This is a genomic window from Constantimarinum furrinae (assembly GCF_014295415.1).
Taxonomy (GTDB): domain Bacteria; phylum Bacteroidota; class Bacteroidia; order Flavobacteriales; family Flavobacteriaceae; genus Constantimarinum; species Constantimarinum furrinae.
Window position 1 is genome coordinate 2,079,294 of the sequence record NZ_CP052909.1, and the last position, 19,672, is coordinate 2,098,965.

General features: G+C 39.7%; 21 protein-coding genes. 7 read left to right on the forward strand and 14 right to left on the reverse strand.

The features are described 5' to 3' along the window. The first annotated feature begins 90 nt into the window (after positions 1 to 90). The gene (locus ALE3EI_RS13735) at positions 91 to 288 is read left to right on the forward strand and encodes a hypothetical protein (RefSeq protein ID WP_233279949.1); all 198 of its coding nucleotides are present in this window, start codon (positions 91 to 93) and stop codon (positions 286 to 288) included. Between the two features lie 51 nt (positions 289 to 339). Here the strand turns inward: ALE3EI_RS13735 and ALE3EI_RS09505 are convergent, their stop codons facing one another. The 7 genes from ALE3EI_RS09505 to ALE3EI_RS09535 all read right to left on the reverse strand — a co-directional run bounded on the left by ALE3EI_RS09505 (position 340) and on the right by ALE3EI_RS09535 (position 7,851). Further along, on the reverse strand, positions 340 to 1,275 hold the full coding sequence (locus ALE3EI_RS09505) for a hydrogen peroxide-inducible genes activator (protein WP_186988085.1): 936 nt from the start codon (positions 1,273 to 1,275) through the stop codon (positions 340 to 342). Positions 1,276 to 1,734: 459 nt separating this feature from the next. Then, on the reverse strand, positions 1,735 to 3,066 hold the full coding sequence (locus tag ALE3EI_RS09510; RefSeq protein WP_233279950.1) for a DUF58 domain-containing protein: 1,332 nt from the start codon (positions 3,064 to 3,066) through the stop codon (positions 1,735 to 1,737). Next, a complete protein-coding gene (locus tag ALE3EI_RS09515; RefSeq protein ID WP_186988087.1) occupies positions 3,066 to 4,064 on the reverse strand; it encodes an AAA family ATPase in 999 nt (332 codons plus the stop codon). Before ALE3EI_RS09515 ends, ALE3EI_RS09510 begins: the two co-directional genes overlap by 1 nt. Beyond that, positions 4,051 to 5,268 (reverse strand): DUF4350 domain-containing protein, encoded by a 1,218-nt coding sequence (locus ALE3EI_RS09520; protein WP_186988089.1) that lies wholly within the window; start codon positions 5,266 to 5,268, stop codon positions 4,051 to 4,053. Before ALE3EI_RS09520 ends, ALE3EI_RS09515 begins: the two co-directional genes overlap by 14 nt. Further along, positions 5,261 to 6,019 carry a DUF4129 domain-containing protein gene (locus ALE3EI_RS09525; RefSeq protein ID WP_186988091.1) on the reverse strand — a complete coding sequence of 253 codons (759 nt, stop codon included), beginning with the start codon at positions 6,017 to 6,019 and terminating at the stop codon, positions 5,261 to 5,263. Before ALE3EI_RS09525 ends, ALE3EI_RS09520 begins: the two co-directional genes overlap by 8 nt. 4 nt (positions 6,020 to 6,023) lie before the next feature. Further along, positions 6,024 to 6,902, reverse strand: a complete 879-nt coding sequence (locus ALE3EI_RS09530; protein ID WP_186988093.1) for a hypothetical protein — start codon at positions 6,900 to 6,902, stop codon at positions 6,024 to 6,026. Continuing rightward, on the reverse strand, positions 6,880 to 7,851 hold the full coding sequence (locus ALE3EI_RS09535) for a stage II sporulation protein M (RefSeq protein WP_186988095.1): 972 nt from the start codon (positions 7,849 to 7,851) through the stop codon (positions 6,880 to 6,882). The genes ALE3EI_RS09530 and ALE3EI_RS09535 overlap by 23 nt, the downstream gene beginning before the upstream one ends. A 37-nt stretch (positions 7,852 to 7,888) precedes the next feature. On the opposite strand from ALE3EI_RS09535, the gene ALE3EI_RS09540 reads away from it, so the two are divergent. Both ALE3EI_RS09540 and ALE3EI_RS09545 read left to right on the forward strand, forming a co-directional pair. Then, complete coding sequence (locus tag ALE3EI_RS09540) at positions 7,889 to 8,605, forward strand: RDD family protein (RefSeq protein WP_186988097.1); 717 nt, start codon at positions 7,889 to 7,891, stop codon at positions 8,603 to 8,605. Next, a complete protein-coding gene (locus tag ALE3EI_RS09545; protein ID WP_186988099.1) occupies positions 8,602 to 9,234 on the forward strand; it encodes a trimeric intracellular cation channel family protein in 633 nt (210 codons plus the stop codon). Before ALE3EI_RS09540 ends, ALE3EI_RS09545 begins: the two co-directional genes overlap by 4 nt. Here ALE3EI_RS09545 and ALE3EI_RS09550 read toward each other — a convergent pair. Then, positions 9,212 to 9,940 carry a peptidylprolyl isomerase gene (locus ALE3EI_RS09550; protein ID WP_186988100.1) on the reverse strand — a complete coding sequence of 243 codons (729 nt, stop codon included), beginning with the start codon at positions 9,938 to 9,940 and terminating at the stop codon, positions 9,212 to 9,214. The genes ALE3EI_RS09545 and ALE3EI_RS09550 overlap by 23 nt on opposite strands. Before the next feature lie 47 nt (positions 9,941 to 9,987). Between ALE3EI_RS09550 and ALE3EI_RS09555 the strand changes: the two genes are divergently transcribed. Next, complete coding sequence (locus ALE3EI_RS09555; protein WP_317172947.1) at positions 9,988 to 10,584, forward strand: NUDIX hydrolase; 597 nt, start codon at positions 9,988 to 9,990, stop codon at positions 10,582 to 10,584. Positions 10,585 to 10,660: 76 nt separating this feature from the next. After that, positions 10,661 to 11,464 carry a lysophospholipid acyltransferase family protein gene (locus ALE3EI_RS09560; RefSeq protein ID WP_186988102.1) on the forward strand — a complete coding sequence of 268 codons (804 nt, stop codon included), beginning with the start codon at positions 10,661 to 10,663 and terminating at the stop codon, positions 11,462 to 11,464. Positions 11,465 to 11,505: 41 nt separating this feature from the next. Here ALE3EI_RS09560 and ALE3EI_RS09565 read toward each other — a convergent pair whose 3' ends face one another. Together ALE3EI_RS09565 and ALE3EI_RS09570 are read right to left on the reverse strand one after the other, a co-directional pair. Beyond that, positions 11,506 to 12,153 carry a hypothetical protein gene (locus ALE3EI_RS09565; RefSeq protein ID WP_186988103.1) on the reverse strand — a complete coding sequence of 216 codons (648 nt, stop codon included), beginning with the start codon at positions 12,151 to 12,153 and terminating at the stop codon, positions 11,506 to 11,508. A gap of 4 nt (positions 12,154 to 12,157) precedes the next feature. Then, a complete protein-coding gene (locus tag ALE3EI_RS09570; RefSeq protein ID WP_186988104.1) occupies positions 12,158 to 12,652 on the reverse strand; it encodes an RNA polymerase sigma factor in 495 nt (164 codons plus the stop codon). A gap of 123 nt (positions 12,653 to 12,775) precedes the next feature. On the opposite strand from ALE3EI_RS09570, the gene ALE3EI_RS09575 reads away from it, so the two are divergent. Continuing rightward, complete coding sequence (locus ALE3EI_RS09575) at positions 12,776 to 14,050, forward strand: NAD(P)/FAD-dependent oxidoreductase (protein ID WP_186992346.1); 1,275 nt, start codon at positions 12,776 to 12,778, stop codon at positions 14,048 to 14,050. Position 14,051: 1 nt separating this feature from the next. Here the strand turns inward: ALE3EI_RS09575 and ALE3EI_RS09580 are convergent, their stop codons facing one another. From ALE3EI_RS09580 to ALE3EI_RS09595, 4 genes are all read right to left on the reverse strand, one after another. Then, entirely contained in the window at positions 14,052 to 14,420 is a 369-nt protein-coding gene (locus tag ALE3EI_RS09580) for a hypothetical protein (RefSeq protein ID WP_186988105.1), read from the reverse strand. A gap of 46 nt (positions 14,421 to 14,466) precedes the next feature. Beyond that, on the reverse strand, positions 14,467 to 15,582 hold the full coding sequence (locus ALE3EI_RS09585; RefSeq protein ID WP_186988106.1) for an adenylate/guanylate cyclase domain-containing protein: 1,116 nt from the start codon (positions 15,580 to 15,582) through the stop codon (positions 14,467 to 14,469). Positions 15,583 to 15,585: 3 nt separating this feature from the next. Beyond that, a complete protein-coding gene (locus ALE3EI_RS09590) occupies positions 15,586 to 16,182 on the reverse strand; it encodes a YdeI/OmpD-associated family protein (RefSeq protein WP_186988108.1) in 597 nt (198 codons plus the stop codon). A gap of 85 nt (positions 16,183 to 16,267) precedes the next feature. Beyond that, positions 16,268 to 17,275 carry a DUF1028 domain-containing protein gene (locus ALE3EI_RS09595; RefSeq protein WP_186988110.1) on the reverse strand — a complete coding sequence of 336 codons (1,008 nt, stop codon included), beginning with the start codon at positions 17,273 to 17,275 and terminating at the stop codon, positions 16,268 to 16,270. 149 nt (positions 17,276 to 17,424) lie between these two features. Here ALE3EI_RS09595 and ALE3EI_RS09600 point away from each other — a divergent pair, with 149 nt between their 5' ends. Beyond that, complete coding sequence (locus ALE3EI_RS09600; protein WP_186988112.1) at positions 17,425 to 19,596, forward strand: TonB-dependent receptor; 2,172 nt, start codon at positions 17,425 to 17,427, stop codon at positions 19,594 to 19,596. Positions 19,597 to 19,672 lie beyond the last annotated feature (76 nt).

The following is a 19,672-nucleotide window of genomic DNA, read 5'->3' on the forward strand; positions in this document are numbered from 1 at the left end:
TATGCTTTTTTTAGTTATATTTAAAACGCTTAATAAAAAAATACTGCCTATACATACAACTACTTAACCTAACAAAAATCCAATTTTACTATGGCTAGAGCAATGTTTGATTACACTAAAGCCGTACTTGCAAAAGTAAGTTTTGATGTAAATTTGTTCTGTAAAGAGTTAAAAAAGGCAATGTCCAGATTACTCCCCTACGAAATAGAGGAATTAAAGATCTGGATTGACGCTCTTATAAAGCAGAACCCCCAATTGAATCAGTGTCTAATTTATTTAAACCCATAAAAAAACCCTTCCTGTTCAACAGGAAGGGTTTTTTCTTTATTTCTATTGGGTTTATTTTATCGGACTGATGATCTTTACATCCTGAAAGGCGATGGCACCTCGTACCACTCCCGAAATGAGGTCGTATAATGCATTGATGATCTGCAGTTTCAGTTCACTTTTATTGTAGATTAATCCCACTTCACGTGCAGGTGGTGGATCGTTGAAATATCTTAGGTTTCTCTTTTGATGTTCTGAAACGTCCATCGTGTGCAAAAATGGAAGTAGTGTCATTCCTAGCCCTTCATCCGAAAGTTTAATTAGGGTTTCAAAACTGCCGCTTTCCAGCTGAAAGGGTTCACCGTGCTGTAGTTTGGATGCCTTACAGAGATTGATAACTCCGTCCCTAAAGCAATGCCCGTCCTCCAATAACAATATATCATCAATCTCCAGATCTTTACTGTCTATGGTCTTATTTACGGCCAAACGATGACTTTCAGGAATATAACCCACAAAGGGTTCGTAGTACAATACGCGTTCCTTTATCTTATCTATATGTAAAGGGGTAGCAGCTATTGCCGCATCTAAATGACCATCATTAATCTTTGTTATGATCTCATCGGTGGTGAGTTCTTCAATCTTGAGTTGAACCTTGGGGAATTTTCGCGTAAAATTTTTCAGAAACATCGGCAATAGCGTAGGCATAACTGTTGGAATGATCCCTAATTTAAATGCTCCACCAATAAATCCCTTCTCCTGGTCTACCACATCCTGCATACGGTCGGCTTCATTCACAATGCTTCGGGCCTGACTAACGATCTTTTTCCCTACCGAAGTAAGTTCGATTGGTTTTTTGCTTCGATCAAATATGAGTATGTCCAATTCCTCTTCCAGTTTTTGGATTTGCATACTCAAGGTAGGCTGTGTTACGAAGGTTTTTTGAGCAGCCTTTGTAAAATTCTGATTTTCAGCAACTGCCAATACATATTTTAATTGAGTGATCGTCATAGCCATAAAGTTTTGAAACACAAATATACGATATCTATCAATAAAATCTATAGCGATGGACTATTCAAAAGTTATCATTTATTAAAATTAAGCTTGTCAATGTTAAGATCATAATCTCGATTCCTTGATGCCACTGAATAAGGAAGGTATTTCATATCAGCGTACCACCGGTGATCATCGGGGTTCCTTTCATATTCTGAGATACTAAAACCAAGATGATATTAAGATTCATTGGCATTATGAACAGGGAAGTGGTTCTTGTAAATCGGGGGCTAATCAACAACAAGTAAAAAATTATACTTTTGGCATTGTACCAAGACCCGATAGCATAAAAGTAAGCCCCAAAGTAATTTTCTAAATTCAGAACACAAAACCATCATACCATTTTTATCAATAGTGATCAATTGAATTAATTAGACCACAAATTTACAGACACGACATCCTATGCCTCCCTAATTTTTAAAGCAATCCCTTGGCTTTGATCTCCAGATATTTATTGATCGTATTCACGGTGAGATCTTCGGGTGCAGTAAGTAAGGTTTGAATTCCCCGCTGTTGTAATTCCCTAACGATTATTTTTTTATCAAATTGAAACTGTTGCGCAATGGTTTGGTCGAAAATATCCGGAATTGACGTGGATTCCTGTTCAGACAATCGCTTCAGCTCGGTGTTTTCGAAAAAGATTACAACCAATACATGTTTTTTTGCAATAGCCAATAAATAGGGCAACTGTCGGTGTAAGGCCGAAATGTGCTCAAAATTCGTATACAACAACAGCAAACTTCGGTGTGTGATCTGTCTTTTCACCAGGGACTGAAGCTGCCCAAAATCGGAATCCAAAAACTTGGTATCTATATTGTAAAGTGTATCGAGAATAGTATTCAGATACGTCTTTTTAGCCTGGGCAGGGAGGAAGTTCCCTATTTTGTTTGAAAAATCAACCAATCCCACCTTGTCATTCTTTTTTAATGCAATATTTGAAAATGCCAAGGCACTGTTTATGGCATAATCCACTAATTTGAGTCCATTAAATGGCATCTTCATCACCCGGCTGGTATCGATGACCGAATAAATGGGTTGCATTTTTTCATCCTGAAACTGATTCACCATCAGTTGAGCGTGTTTGGCAGTTGCCTTCCAGTTTACAGTACGTACATCATCGCCAACTACATATTCCTTGATCTGCTCGAATTCCATCGTATGACCAATACGTCTGATCTTCTTTAAGCCAATATGGGATAATCGATTGTCGATAGCCAAAAAGTCATATTTCTTCATCTGTATAAATGATGGATATACTTTTACTAATTGCTCATGGTTAAATGTATAGCGTTTTCTGGCGAGACCTATAATGGACGTGGCATAACAATTAAGGTTTCCGAAAACATATTCCCCACGATCTACAGGCCGTACCAAGTAGGGTAATGTAGTTTTATCCTTAGCCGGTATTTCTTTTTTTCTGAAAAAATCGCGTTTCTGAAACTGCACGGGTAATTCATCAATTATCACTACGCTGATCTTAAAGGGATAACTGTTTTTTAGCTGAATATATACTTCATTATCATCGCTATTACTGAATTTCTCCGGAAGGATTCGTTCCCCTTTAAGGCCTTTGCCGCTATATAACATACTTATTTCGATGAGTAGTAAAACACCTAATCCCAACACCAGTAGCCAAACTATTCCATACAAATTGGGCATCCAATGTGAAATCAAAAAAAGCAGCGCAAGCAGCGTTAGTGTATAAAAAAAACGCGGACTTAAATACAGATATTTTAGAAAGTTGATCACTAACGGGGAATTTCTACTGATTGGGCGATCATATCGATAACTGCTTCGGGAGACATGCCTTCCATTTCTCGTTCGGGAGAAAGAATGATTCGGTGCCTTAATACAGGTGCGAGCGCCCGTTTTACATCATCGGGAGTTACGAAATCCCGATTGTTGATGGCCGCAAATGCCTTGGAGGCATTCATAATTGCGAGCGAAGCACGCGGGGATCCTCCCAGATATAAATGGGGATGATTACGGGTTTTATCTACTACCTGTGCGATATAATTAAAGATCTTTTCTTCTATTAAAATGTGCTGTACCTGTTCCCGGAAACTTCGCAGCGCTTCAGGGGTAAGCACACCTTCAATCGCGTCCTGAGGAACAGCCAATTTGCGGTTGTGATGTGTTTTAAGAATGTTTATTTCGTCATCAAGAGTAGGATAACCCACTTTTATTTTAAACAAAAATCTATCGAGTTGAGCCTCCGGAAGCGCATATGTTCCTTCCTGTTCTACAGGATTTTGTGTTGCTAAAACCATAAAGGGATATTCCATAATATATTTTTCTCCATCCATAGTTATCTGTCGCTCTTCCATAACCTCAAAAAGCGCAGCCTGGGTCTTGGCAGGCGCTCTATTGATCTCGTCTATTAGCACAATATTCGAAAAGATAGGGCCTTTTTTAAATTCAAACTCAGATGATTTCATGTTGAGGACAGAAGTTCCCAAAACATCACTCGGCATGAGGTCGGGAGTAAACTGTATCCTGCTGAAATCGGTTTTCAAAGTTTTTGCAAAGAGCTTTGCCGTAATGGTTTTGGCAATACCCGGAACACCTTCAATAAGTACATGACCATTTGCAAGTAAACTTACAATGAGCAACTCGATAAAGTCCTGCTGACCGATTATTATTTTTCCAAGCTGTGTTTTTATCTGATCTACGGCATCACGCAATTCTTGGAGTGGGATGCGGCTGTTAAACTGTAATTCTTCGTTTTGTGATTCAGGATTTTCCATCGACCTTATTTTTATATTGATTGATCTCTTTATTGAGTTTTAATAATTCTTCTTTGGTGGTAGTATGCTGGTGTTGTACTTTTTCTATAAAGGTAAACAGTGATTTAGTATCTTCAACAGTATTTCCGCTTCGCGCAGCGATAGTTTCAAAGAACCGATCATTTATCCTCTCTGTGGGGACACGAAGGCGCGTACGAATAAATTCAAAAAATAATACGATCTGTTTCTGTGCAATTTCGTGATATTGTCTCTTATCGAGGTACATCCCCGAAATGGTCTGTGTATACTCGTAGGTTTTATTTGTAAGAGGTTTTACAATTGGAATATTGCGCTGCTTTCGTTTTCCTTCAAACAACACATATAATAGCACACCTATGAGTACAAAATAGTAGGCCCATTTTAGGTATTTGCTATTCAGAATGATACGCAGAGGGGAAACATTTACTTTTTTTCCACTTTTGTAGTAATCATCCCAATAGATCATTGAGTCGTCATTTATATAACTTAAAACATGTTGTGTATGTGTTGCATAGTCGTCTTTCAGCAAAAAATAATTGGAAAAGATCTCAGGCTGATTGTGGATCAAAAATCTACCATTGCCTATAGGAGCCTCTATAAAATTCGCTGTCGGATGTAAAAGAGCAATAGTGTCTTTATACGCTTCTACCATTCCAAGTACAGTATGCGATAGGGTGTCGATCTCTTCAAAATAAGGGACAATAAAATCTCTGTCGAGATGATATACCTTTTCACTTTTCAATTTTGGATTTACCAATTGAAGCATGGGCTCGGTTGCGAGACTATTTTTTAACCAAGCATTATTTACCTTTAGGGACAAAGTGTCTAAAAGCATGCGACTATGATGATTGGCCGAAACAAACACGGTATTTCCTTCTTCCACCCAATTGTACAATTTGTTGAATTCGGCTTTATCGAAAGCAACACGGTTATTGATGAACAAATAGGTTCCCTGCAGTGTAGAATCCTGAAGGACTTCAAAAGGAGGTCTGCTAAACGCTTTTATTTTGTCATTATAGGAAGTTTCCAGAAGATCGCTTAATACATAGGTTCCCATTGGAATCTTATCCAAAGTAGAATAACTGGGAAACCAACTGATAGGCACAGGTTTTGTTGCTTCAACATACACCAAGCCCGCAACCATTATAAACAGACCAAAGAATGCTATTTTCTGAAACCTACTCATTATTGTCGGGGATTTGATGTTCAAGTTTTTTAAAGGCGCCCTGTGCAATAAGATAATCGGTTTCGGTGACGGCAAAGCTTCCGTACCAGATATAATCGTATAATAACGTTACTTTTTTATACTGATTTTTCAGCATTTCTGAAGTGATCTCCTCAATATAATCAGTATTGGTTTTGTCGAATTCGTAATCGATAATTTCTGCATTGGTGAGTTTTTTCAGAATTAAAAGATAATGATAGCGAACCGCCAAGCGGTAATCCTTATGTTGTAATGCCCTGTCAATGAGTTTTTGAATGTCCCTGGTCTTTATGATCTCTTCCTCTTCGGTAAAGAACACTTCGGGTCCTTTCTTTCTTCCTAAAAGTTTTGCTCCGGGATTCAGTTTATAGAAAAGCCATATAATAAAAAACAGTATTCCACCAATAATGAGATACGGAAGTATGGCAATAAAGTTTGACCAGAACCAGGTATTTTGATTGTCCCCAAGCAGCCATTCCCAAAAGCGGCTCCAAAGCTCACTTAACCATATTTTAAACCGATCCCAGAAATTGGGTTCTTTTATAAGTTCGGTATAATTGAAATCCTCATCATTCTTATAATCTGTAATCTTTTCAGAATTGAACTCAACCGGTATCAAATGGGTGCGCCTGTCGTATTGTACGACGTTTTCCTCATTCACACTCAGGCTGTCTTGCGCCTGTGCTTCAGAAAAAAACATAAGAAATACACCTAAAATGAAAACGATCCGCATAGTATTAATCTTCCCTGTTGCCTATGGATTCTATGGTTTCCATAGTACCTGTAAAGTGTTTCTTTTCATTCAAGTTATAGTAGATCAAGGCCGTGGCGATAACTATAATTGCTTGCAGCAGATACTGAGCTATTACTCCTATGGAGCTCAGTACCATATAGACCCAATCAAACATATCTGACGGATCTGCCGAAACTGTTTCCGCAAAGGCGATTCCCTTTACGAAAAAGTAGATATACTGAGGAACCTGAAATATCATTAGGAGTATGTAATAAATGATAATTAAAACCAAGTATGTGGCAAATGTGATCCACCACTCGCCTTTAATAAGCGAAAAACTGTAACTAATACTATCGGTAACATCTCGTTTTTCGAATACATGGATAGCATAGGTAAGTGACAGTACAACGGCCAGAAAAATCCCCGGCGCCAAACAAAATAGTGCGCCAAAAAAGACCATTATCCCTACCAGTATGCTCATTCCCAACAAGCTCCAGAAATTGGCTCTTACCCCTGCGGTTACTTCTTCTTTAACGATCATACCATTGTTTTCTACATAAGACTTAATGGAATGAAGCACAGTCCCGTACAACAGCGCGTAATACACCATAGCAGAAACAAGTAAGAGCACCAATGCAATAAGAAAACCAACACCCTCTCCAAATCCTGTGCTCGAACTAGTCATCCATCCACTACCACCCATTCCGCCAAAAACAGTTTGCATATAATAGACATACGACAATACAACCACTAATAGGGCCGGTCCGGCGATCCTGAAAATGAGTCCGAATAATTGTACCCCGTTCAATCTTAAAAATTTAAAGAGGTCGGTTAGGATGGTCCCTAACTCTCGTTGTTTTCTAAACTGAATTTTCTCCTTCATTTCTTCTTTTAAGTTTAATGGGGTAAATGATGTAATAGTAAACGATGAGATAAAACGTTCCTCCAATGATGAGTAGTGCCAGCCAATCGGGCATTTCGGTATGGCGAGTAACAAACCCTTCAAGAAATCCTGCAATAATGAAAAAGGGGATGGTACTCAGTAAAATTTTAAGGCCGTCCTTGGCACCTCTCACAAAGGATTGAAGCCTGGTATAAGTTCCCGGAAATAAAATACTGTTACCAAGAACAAGTCCCGCACAACCTGCAATTATAATCACCGAGATCTCGATGGTTCCATGGATCCATATAGTGCGTGCCGATTCCCATAAAAGACCCTGTTCATAGAAAAAGTACTGGAAAGACCCCAGCATAATAGCGTTTCGCATTAGAATAAATAGGGTGCCCAATCCTAAAAACATACCAAATGCAAAGGCCAGCAAAGCAACTCTAATATTGTTTACGGTAATTCCTAGAAACATATTCATTTCTCCCATGTCCTTATACACAGCCATTGGGTCACCTTTATCAATATTATCCAACGTCATATTAACATAACCGTCCCCAAGAATAAGTCGAACAAAATCACCATCGGTAGCGGCCGAGTATGCGCCTATGATACCAAAAAGTAAAAATGTTACAAATGCTATTAGTAATTGCTTATGATATTGTGAAAAAAACAACGGGAACTCCCGAGTATAAAATGTTATAAAGCGAGTACGAGACTCTCTTTTGGTCTTATAAATCTTTTGGTGCGCCAAAACAGATAAGCTGTTTAGGTATTGCAATGTATTACTTTGCGGATAAAAGGTCTGCGCATAACTCAGGTGGTCGGTAACCTCCAAATATAGCGCACTCAGTTCATCGGGATGCATTTGAATATTATTCCGAAGAACATTTTCAAATCTTAACCATTTATCCTTATTTTGTCTGGCAAATGCAGCTTCGCGCATTGTAGCGTGGTTGTTTTGCCTCAAAGAAACAGTATTAATGGATAATTTTCAAATAGAAACTGCTCAAAATGTCAACATTGTTCAAAATGTTGCGGGGGTAGGAGATCGAATTTTAGCATACCTCATCGACCTTCTTATTCTCATCATTTATGTGGTGATTGTTTCTGTAATTCTTGCTTGGACAGAACTGAGTCCCGACCTCAGTTTTTTAGTGATCATGACCATCGGATTGCCTATTTTACTGTATCATTTGCTATGGGAAATGTTTTGGAACGGACAGAGTCCGGGAAAGGCAGTACTAAAGATCCGGGTAGTAAAACTGGACGGGTCAAAACCGGCATTTTCGAATTATCTACTTCGTTGGCTGTTAAGGATCATCGATGTTAGTATTACAAGCGGAGCCTTAGCTTTGGTCACCATCTTAATGAACGGAAGGGGTCAGCGTTTAGGCGATATGGCGGCAACAACTACAGTGATCTCTGAAAAGAAGACCATTAGTTTTTCGCAAACGATATTAGCCGATATTCCCGAAGACTACCAACCCCTATATCCTCAGGTCACCATTTTTACGGATCTCGAAATACAAACGATTAAAAATGTCTTTACCGATGCCAAGTACAATGGCAACCACAATGTTATCCTGAAGCTTTCCGAAAGACTCTCCAATGTAATGGAGGTTACTTATGAAGGCACACCCATTCAATTTGTTGACAGAGTGATAAAAGACTATAACTATTATACCCAAAACATGTGAGCCTTTTTCTAATCATCGATATCTTGGGAACTATTTCCTTTTCTATTTCAGGTGTGTTAACCGCACTTAAAAAGCGAATGGATCCCTTCGGAATTCTAATTATTGCTTTTGTAACCGCAGTAGGCGGTGGTACGCTTCGCGATGTACTCATTGATTTTCCTATTACCTGGATGCGCAACCTAACTTTCGTTTACGTCATTGTTGGAGCCTCAGTTTTTGCAGTAATATTTAGAAAGAAACTGGGATATATTAGACGTTCTTTGTTTTTGTTCGATACGATCGGTATCGCGCTTTATACCATCGTTGGAGTAGAGAAGGGGATCTCTGCCGATTTTCCGCCTATCATTTGTATTGCTCTGGGTACCATGTCGGCGGTATTTGGAGGGGTAATACGTGATATACTTTGTAATGAGATACCCATTATTTTCAGGAAGGAAATTTACGCCACCGCATGCATCTTGGGAGGAGTGACCTATTTCTTACTACTGAAAACTTCGCTTTCGGAGAATTTTGTGGTTATAATTTCAGGATCGGTAGTAATTACTGTAAGACTTTTAGCCGTTTACTTTAAATTGTCATTACCTACCATTTACAATAAGCGGGAACTTACTGAAGGACCTCAGCCTTGATATATACATTTTGAAGGGGCCAGTCACCCTCGTCGGCCGGAAGATTCGCTATTTTTTCAACCACATCCATTCCCTTGGTCACTTTCCCGAAGATGGTATAATTTCCATTAAGATGTCCGGTAGATGATTGAGGACCTAGAAATATAAAGAATTCGAAAGGAGCCGTACGATTATCGGGATTTTCACGGTATTCCTTGGCCCCGCTCACGGTCCCGTAGCTATGTTTTCTGCCGTTCTCGAGTTCCGCAGGCAGCAAATAAGCATTGCCAATTGCAGCTCTTTTTTTAGTTGTTTTTACATTGTCGCTGTTACCTCCCTGAATGATAAAATTGGGAACTACTCGGTGAAAGAAACTGCCATCGAAATACTTTTGCTTTACTAAATATATAAAGTTTGCCCGATGCAAGGGAGTATCTCTGTAGAGTTCTATTTCTATGTCGCCGTGTTGAGTAGATACAAGGACTTCGGTTTCAGGATTTTCGGCTCCGTATTTGGTGAGGAATTCCACCATATTTTGATTGGTGATCTCCGGGTAGGTTCTCTTCTGCTTTGCACTAGCTTTTTCTTCAGAAATATCGTTCTTTTCCTCTGAATTTTTTTCCGCTTCCGAAGTGACTTCAGAAGGTACTGCTGAAGTGTTTTTCTTATCTTCACAGCTTGTAAAAAAGAATATAAGGCCTACAGACAGATATAGCAGATACTTCATAAATGAATTTTCAGGAATTTGTAAAACGGATTGTAAAAGTAACAAAAATGGAACTTCCAGGGGAGGCCGTTCAATTAAAAATGGCCCCGGTGGAACGCCTGCTAGAACTAAAAAGACTTGCCAAAAAGCAGAAGACCGCACGGCACGCCGGCGTCATGGTGTTGTTTTATCCTTCAACACATAATGAAACACATCTCATCCTTATACTGCGTAAAACCTATAAAGGTGTACATTCGGCTCAGGTAGGGTTTCCGGGCGGGAAACTGGAAGATACAGACGAATCGCTAGAAGATGCCGCTTTAAGGGAAACAGAAGAGGAGGTGGCAGTATCCCGCGAGAGAATTTCAGTGTTAAAAAAGCTAACGGAGATCTATATCCCACCCAGCAATTTCTTTGTTCAACCATATCTGGGAATCACCAATGAAACACCTCATTTCGTACCTCAGGAAGATGAGGTAGAAGCATTGATAGAAGTTCCGCTTTCTCACTTTATGGACGACTCTATTTTAATTACCGAAACGCTTTCCACTTCTTATGCAACAGAGATCGAGGTTCCTGCATATTTACTCAATGATCATGTGGTGTGGGGGGCTACTGCTATGATGCTTAGTGAAGTACGAGCCCTTTTAAACGATGTGTTGTAACGACCTAATTTTAGTATCTTTGCAGTTCGGTTATTTTTTATAGCCGCTCATTTTTTTTAAAAATAGGAGAACATCTATGGGGCTTTTTAAAAGAAATCCTTTTGGTCATATACTTTTTTTGAAACGCTGGTTGATTAGAATCTTGGGCGCTCTAACGCATCGAAGATTTAAAGGATTTAACCGTTTGGAGATCGAAGGGAGTGAGATCATTAAAAGCCTACCCGATACGAACGTGCTATTTGTTTCGAATCACCAGACCTATTTTGCCGATGTCGTGGCCATGTTTCATGTATTTAACGCCAGTTTAAGCGGGAGAGATGATAATATTAAAAACATCGGGTATTTGTGGAAACCCAAGCTCAATTTATATTTTGTCGCCGCCAGAGAAACTATGCAAAGCGGACTTCTTCCCAAGATTCTTGCCTATGCGGGATCTGTGAGTATCGATCGTACTTGGCGTGCAGAAGGTAAAGAAGTAAACCGGCAGGTAAAAATGAGCGATGTGAGCAATATCACCAAAGCACTTAACGATGGTTGGGTAATAACTTTTCCGCAGGGGACTACCAAGCCCTGGAAGCCCATTCGTCGTGGTACGGCTCATATCATTAAGCACAATAAGCCCATTGTCGTTCCTATAGTGATTGACGGTTTCCGTCGCTCGTTCGATAAAAAAGGAATCAGGATCAAAAAAAGAGGGATCTTACAGTCCATGGAGATCAAAAAACCATTGGACATCGATTATGAAAATGATTCGGTAAAGGATATCGTTGAAAAACTTGAATATGCTATCGAGCAGCATCCCTCATTTTTAAAAGTCATTCCGCAGGAAGAGATTCAGAAAGAGGAAGAACTCAACAAAGAACGTCAGTGGCGCTATTAATGTAAAAGAGTTGATAGAATTAGTTTAAATACTACGGTATCCTACACCTCTATTTTTTTGAGTTCCTTATAGTTTTTCTTTAAACGTTTCAGTAATATTCCGTATACAAGTCTGTAGAAAATTAGTAATATTCCAACCATTATTACGCCGCCAATTAATTGTCCCATAAAGAATACCGACGTAAAAGTTTCAGGTGGAATGGTGGCATAAGCCGAATAGGCTTCGGTCATTATGGAATACAATTGATCTTGTTTGGTATAATAATAAAGGTTAACTGCGATCAATAAAATAATTGCGGTACCTACGTTGTAGATCACGAAATATTTTACTGTTTTTCGTGTGCGCAATATATTTTCCAGCAAGGTTTTTATGGAGTCGGTCACCTGAATTTTTTTATAGTTCTTATAGAACAGTACGATAAAGATCCCGAAAATCACATAGTTGATGATATTCAAAATAAGAAAGGTGGTCTTTAATCCAATTTCTTCGTTAATTACCTTACTTGATTCGGGTACAAGAAAAGCGAGGCCTGTCCAAAGGATCAATTCTCCAATACTTATTAGGAAGATCCATTTCACGATGGATGACGACTTCTTAAGTAACATCTTATAAATATCCTTATAGGTAAGTTTAGGATATTCATGCTCTCCTGCCTGCCAATTTTTCTTTAATATATCTAATTCATCCATAGTATTACGGATTTAATATTGTTCTTAATTTTTCTTTTATCCGGTTCATTTTCACTCTAGCGTTAACTTCCGAAATCCCAAGTGTTTCTGAAATTTCTCTGTAGTTTTTATCTTCCAGATACAGAAACACCAAAGCTTTATCGATATCGTTCAATGTCTTAACGGCATTGTACATCAACTTTAATTGTTCTTCTATAGTATCGTCATAAGCTTCAGCCGAGATCTTAAAACTCACCGATTCAAAATCCTGAGTGTCGATACTCCGTTTAGACTTTCGGTATAGGGTAATGGCAGTATTAAGCGCCACACGATACATCCATGTGCTAAACTTGGAATCTCCTCTAAACTTCGGAAACGCCTTCCATAACTGGATGGTAATCTCCTGAAACAGATCATTGTGCGCGTCACTGTTATTAGTGTATAATCTACAGATCTTATGTACAATGTTCTGGTTTGCCTCGAGTTGCGTTACAAAACTATGTTCGAGCTCTTTTTTCAATGATTGATCGTTAGTTAATGCATTAGTACCGCTTGTGATTATATTGTTACAAAAATGATAAATATTAGTGGAAACACTGAAATTTATAACCTAAATCGTACCTTTATGGTACAATATATCCTTATGAATATTCCCGATTCCCAATCACCTCGCTTTGTTATTATCGGCGGGGGTTTTGGAGGTATTTCGCTTGTTAAGAAACTCTATAAACTCGATGTTCAAATCGTATTAATCGACAGGCACAATTATCATACTTTTCAACCGCTGTTATATCAGGTATCCACTGCAGGTCTCGAACCCGATTCCATTGCCTATCCACTTCGGAAGATCTTTAGGAAGCAGACAAATTTTTACTTCAGAATGGCATCCGTAGACCGCATCGATCCAAACAATAAGAAACTACATACCTCAATTGGTTCGCTTACATACGATTATCTGGTAATTGCCACCGGTACGAAGACTAATTTCTTCGGAAACGACTCCATAAGAGCAAACAGTATGCCTATGAAAACCGTTCCGCAGGCTTTAAACATGCGAAGTCTCATTCTTCAGAATATTGAAAAGGCAGAACTCGCTACAACCGATGAAGATCGCAAACGATTACTTAATTTCGTGATCGCCGGAGCGGGTCCAACGGGTGTTGAACTTGCAGGAGCTTTAGCCGAATTCAGAAAAGGGATCCTGGAAAACGATTATCACGAACTCGAAGAAGAAGAAATGCACGTTCATCTACTCGAAGGAGCAGACAGAGTATTGCTCCCTATGAGTCCGGTTTCTTCTGCCAAAGCCGAAAAACACTTACGTCAGTTAGGTGTGGAAGTTCACCTAAACACCATGGTGCACAACTATGATGGCACTACGGTCACTACTCAAGATGGAAAAACCTTTAAGACGGAGACGTTTATATGGGCAGCCGGCGTTACGGGAAATCCGGTTCCGGGAATCGATGGCAAGGCCTTGGTGGTTAAAGTAAACCGTTATAAAGTGGATGCATACAATCGAGTAGAAGGTTTTGACAATATATTCGCATTGGGGGATGTTGCATTGATGGAAACCGAAGATTTCCCAAATGGGCATCCACAGGTGGCACAGCCTGCCATTCAGCAAGGGAAACATTTGGCAAAAAATATCAAATTGATATTAAAGGGAAAACCGATGAAGAAGTTTTCCTATTTCGATAAGGGAACACTAGCTACTGTTGGACGAAACAAGGCGGTAGCCGATATTTGGAAAATGCATTTCGGTGGTGCGATCGCCTGGTTTATATGGATGTTCGTCCACCTATGGTTTTTGGTAGGATTCAGAAACCGAATCATTACCTTTTTCAACTGGACCTACAATTATATCAATTACGACCGGGCAGCCCGGTTAATCATTAGACCTTTTAAGCGTAAATAATCTAGTCAATCTTTACCTTTATGGGGCCTCCGTGACTTACCCAATTGCCACCTACTTCATCAATATTCACATCGAGCTCGTCTGTAGTTTCTATACGTTTTAGGTTAACTTTTAATTCGTCGTAGGTATCGACCCCTTTCAGGTTTACATTTAGTTCGTCGTAGGTATTGATATCTACAATACGAACATCCATCGTAGAGGTTTCTGCATTTACCGGAACCAGCATATATTCTGAAGAAATTCCAGGAGGGGCACTGATTTTTTCTGAAGCATAAGCCGACGGAACGAGGTTCAGGTCCTTAGCGACATTAAATGTTAGGCAAAACGCAATAATGGTAAGAAGGGTCTTGGTATAGTGATCTGTTTTCATATTAAAACTATTTTGAAAGTTAATTTGAGATCTTTTCTCTGCTACCTCAATTTTTGTTCCGAAATGTAACCAGACCTATTTCTTCTTTCTTGCCCTTTAAAAGTTCGTCGCCCATATCGTGTCTGGTAACGCCCTTGGGTAGCTTATAGGCGATGTCTGCAAATTTTTGTGAAGCGAGTATTTCCACATTCAGCTCATTGCACATGGCCTGAATTCTTGAGGTGGTATTTAAAACATCTCCCGAAAATGCGATATCTCTTTTTATCTGACCGATCTCACCTACCATCACAGAACCGAAATGAAATCCAACCTTAAACTCCGGGTAGGTATCATATTTACGGATATACCGTCTCTTTTTATATTTGATGATCTTTTTCATGCTGTAATAACATTGCACTGCGTTCCCGTTCTTTAAACCGTGTTTCATTTTCCATGACACCACAATTTCATCTCCTACATACTGATAGACTTCTCCACGGGTTTGAACTATTGCCGGAGCGATGTCCCTGAAAAAATCCTTCAGAAAATTAAAATATTTTTCTTCACCAAGTGTTTCTGCAATACCGGTAGCGTTCTTTATGTCGGCAAACATAAAGATTCTGCGCTCGTGCTTCGGCATAAAATAACGCCCCATAAGATAGTCGGGAAATACCCCGGGGCCGTATTTATCGTTCACCATAAAAATGATTAGGGTAACCACTACTACAAAAAGCCAGACAATAAAATTTTTCAGAAATAGCCAGGTTCCGAAGAACTGATAGACATCGAATAAAACGGGATCTGAATAAAAAGGCATTCCCAGTTTTTCGCTGTAATAATAAAGCGCACCTATGGTACTAACCATTAAGGCAGCGGCGATATAGGTGATCGTAATAAAAAGTAATGCTCTGCCAAATGGGTACACACGTAGCCACTTTTCCATAAGATTAACCGTAATAAGCCCTCCTATAAGTCCCGCAGAGACCCCCACGATGAGATTAGCGGTAAATGCCTGTTTAAAGTCGAATGTTGAACTTAGTACTCCATTGCTAACTAATGTAAAATACTCGTAAAAGAACAATGCATTAGCGATAAGGACATAGGAGAATAGTACCCAAAATGCTCTTCGGGCATAAAACCATAATTGCCGGTTTGTATACCGTCTAAATCTGGGTTTTTTCAAAGCCTAGCAATTTTTATATTTATCGTGAAGTCCTTTGCCTTCCTGTACCATGGGAATGATTTTTTCTAATCTGCTTTGTTTGGTAGCTTCTCTTTTTGCCTCGGCTATATATCCTGCATATTCTCGTTGTTTTCCGGGAGTTAATTTTTTAAATGCTTCCGAAAACCCCGTATTCCGCTTTAACGCATCATTTAAAAAGGTTGGGATCGTCACATCTTGTTTACGTTCCGGTTTTATTTCTTTTCCCGCGATACAATTTGAAATGGCCTCTTGGATATAATCATAAACCAACTCTTTATCTATTTTGTCCCCATCTTCAAATCGCCATTGACGCAAAGCTTTTGTAGTTCCTTCCTGTGCATTCACCAATTTGTTCTGTGTGTCTTTTAAGAACACACCCTGATGAAACCAAAGGGCGTAGTGATTCTTAAAGGCTGCCATTCCGGCAACCAATTTTCCATTCAGCGTATAGGTAGGACTACCCCATTTGATTTCTTCCAGGAGTTCGGTCTTTAAAAAAATACTGCGAAATACAGCCAGTTGCGAGCTCCATTTGCTGTGCTTTTTAATGTAGGCACTTACTTTTTCAGAATCCTTCATGATCACATAACTTTTGAATTCAAGATACTCCTTTTTCAAAAATTACCCTCCATACGTGACAAGTATTACCACTAATTTAACACCTTTATCTTTTTACGAATTTGAGAGTGGTAATTCCTTCTGAAGTCTTGACTTTTATAAAATAAATTCCGTTGGATAATGAGGCCACCGGAATTTTAAATCTGGTCTCGGCCTTATCCATTTTTGAAAGATTCAGCAAAATTTTTCCGTTGGCGTCCAAAATTTCAATGTTTTTTATGATCAATCCATCATTGACCGACAGGGTGAGTAGGTCGCTTACCGGATTGGGAAACAGCTTTATTTTGCCAGAAATTTTATGTTCAGGAACCGTAAGAAAATTATCATACAATTGTTGCAAAATAGTGATGGGTTCTGTACCGGGAGGTTGCTGCCCCACATTCAACCGCAAGTAAGGGTCATTAGGGTCGTCATCGGCTTTAAAAACCAGCAGATAAGCAGTAGTTGATGAAGTTCCGGCCGACAAACAACGCTGATCGGCGCCCGGAAAATTCGCTCCCTGCATGGCCGCCATTAATTTATCGGCCAGTGTTCCGGAAGTGTTATTAAAGTTATTCTCCATATTGTCGATCACGGTTTGATCTAGCAATATATTTCCTTGAATGCTATAGGTGGGGCCTTGCCGGTCCTCCTTATAATCATCGGCCATACTACCTGTAAATCCTGCTGTTCTTGGATTTCCGGACATATCGAAATCGGCCACACCGTATTGTCTGAATTCAGGATTAAATCCTTGTGAGCTGCAGGCATCGTTATTAATGAGCCAGTCGATGACTTCGGAAGGAGAATCTCCCATATCCATTCTAGCGATCGCATTTTGCAGATTGATATTTGGCACACACACATAGGCCTGGGAATTTACACCGCCCCGTCCCGGAATGATATCGGTAATAATGTCAATGATGCCGGCAGCACCTACGCCGTTCACACATGAAGCTCCCGCCGAGCCTACTTCACCGGTCATAGGATCAACCGCAATGATCGAAAAGGTATCCTGTGCCGCGCCTGAAAAAGTAAATACACAAGTTAAAACGAATGAATAAAATAGTTTCATAGAAAGATCTTTACAGCTAAAGATACTATTTTTCAGTATAAGGATGCACTACATTTGAAGCACTAAATTCAACAGTTCGGTTAAACATTTTATGACGCACCACCGGTTTATCTCAATTTAGCTCTGAATACATAACCAAACCTGAAATTATGAACACAACTACACGAATTAATTTTATTGCTATTATTTTATTATTACTGCTGAATACGTCTTTCGGCCGGGCACAGACCATAGTTTCAGGAGTAATAACGCAGAATAACGGATCGCCAATTGAAGGTGCCAATGTTTATCTGGATGGTACCTATGATGGAGCCTCTACTAGTCCCGATGGAAGCTTTTCCTTCGAAACTACTGAAACGGGAGTGCAAACGCTTACGGTTTCTTTTGTGTCCTTCGAAACTTTCGTGTTGGCTGCCAATGTTACTGATATGAAAAATCTGAAGATCGCACTACGTGAAGATGTGAATTCATTGGAAACTGTGGTGATTTCTGCCGGTACTTTTGAAGCAGGAGATAACAGTAAGGTGACAGTTTTAAAGCCACTGGATGTCGTGACTACGGCCAGTGCTCTGGGAGATTTCGTAGGAGCTCTGCAAACACTTCCGGGGACGACCACGGTGGCAGAAGATGGAAGACTGTTTGTTAGAGGGGGAGACGCCGGAGAGACTCAGATCTTTATTGATGGGATACGGGTTTTCACTCCGTATTCGCCTACAACGAATAATATTCCTACCCGAGGAAGATACAGTCCGTTCCTATTCGATGGCATCACTTTTTCAACCGGGGGTTATTCTGCCGAATACGGTCAGGCATTGTCTTCAGTGTTACTATTGAATACTATCGATGAGCCGGATCAAGAGAAGACAGAGGTGGCACTTATGACGGTGGGTGGCGGATTGGGAAATACACAAAAATGGAAGAACAGCTCCTTGAGCGTGAACGCCAGCTATATAAATCTCGCTCCTTACATCGCCCTGTTTCCCGATAGAAATGATTGGGAAAAACCTTTTGAGAATTTTGCGGGAGAAACCGTATTTCGTCAAAAGTTGGGCAACGGACTTCTAAAATTTTATGCAGCTTTCGATGCGACCAACTTTGAGCTAACTCAGGAGGATATTGATGTTCCCGAAGGGGTTCACTTTAGCCTTAAAAATAAGAATTTTTACGCTAACGCGAGTTATAGCGGAGATCTAACCGATAGCTGGAAGGTATTCGGAGGCGGAAGTTTCACAAATTCAAAGAATAATTTTGCAATTATTGACAATAATATAACAGACATCGAAAATTCTGCCCATCTGAAACTAAAAGTTCGCAAACGCTTCAGCAATCGGGTAAAACTAAATGTAGGTATTGAACAATTTCTAACCGATTTTTCGGAAGATTTCAGCAATTCTGAAATCAATGCACATTTTGGTTACAATAATAACATTAGCGCAGTTTTTTCGGAAGCAGATATTATCTTTTCCAGAAAATTTGCCATTAAGGGTGGTCTTCGTGGGGAGCATAGTGAGTTGTTTGATGAAACTACTATTGCACCGCGTGCTTCTTTGGCTTATAAGACCGGCAAGAACAGTCAGTTGTCGATTGCCTATGGCGATTTTTATCAACAACCAAACAATGACGTGCTTAAATTTGAAACCCAGTTAACGGCCAGGAAAACGCAACATTATATTGTTAATTATCAATACACTGCAAATAATCGAATTTTTAGAGCAGAAGCCTATCGAAAGGATTATACCAACCTGATCACTTTCGATACAGAATTCGAATCATTCGACAGTGCCTTTACGAACGATGGTGATGGATTTGCACAGGGTCTGGATCTGTTCTGGAGAGATAACGAAAGCATAAAAAACGTCGATTATTGGTTGAGTTATTCGTTGCTGGATACTGAACGAAAATTTAGAAACTATCCCATAAAAGCAACACCATCTTTCGCAAATACACACAATTTTTCTGCCGTTGCCAAATACTGGATCGAGGACTGGAAGAGTCAGGTGGGTTTTAGTTATTCGTATAGTAGCGGCCGATCCTTCACCGACAAGAATATGCCGGGCTTTCTCCAGGCAAAGACCAAGGATTACAACAGCCTTAGTTTAAATTGGGCCTATTTGATCTCCCAGCAGCAGATACTCTATTTTTCGGTGAACAATGTCCTTGGATTCAAAAATGTGAACGGTTACCAGTATGCAGCGAGCCCGGATATGAATGGAAACTTTAACCGACGTGCGCTTCAGCCGGCAGCAGACCAATTTTTCTTCGTTGGTTTTTTCTGGAGTATTAGTGATGATGGCACCGACAATCAGTTGGATAATTTGTAGTGAAAGGGATGTTTTGGATTTCAATTACATTTCATCGGTATTATTCAACAGTTGGGTAGGAAGGTTTTTATTCCGA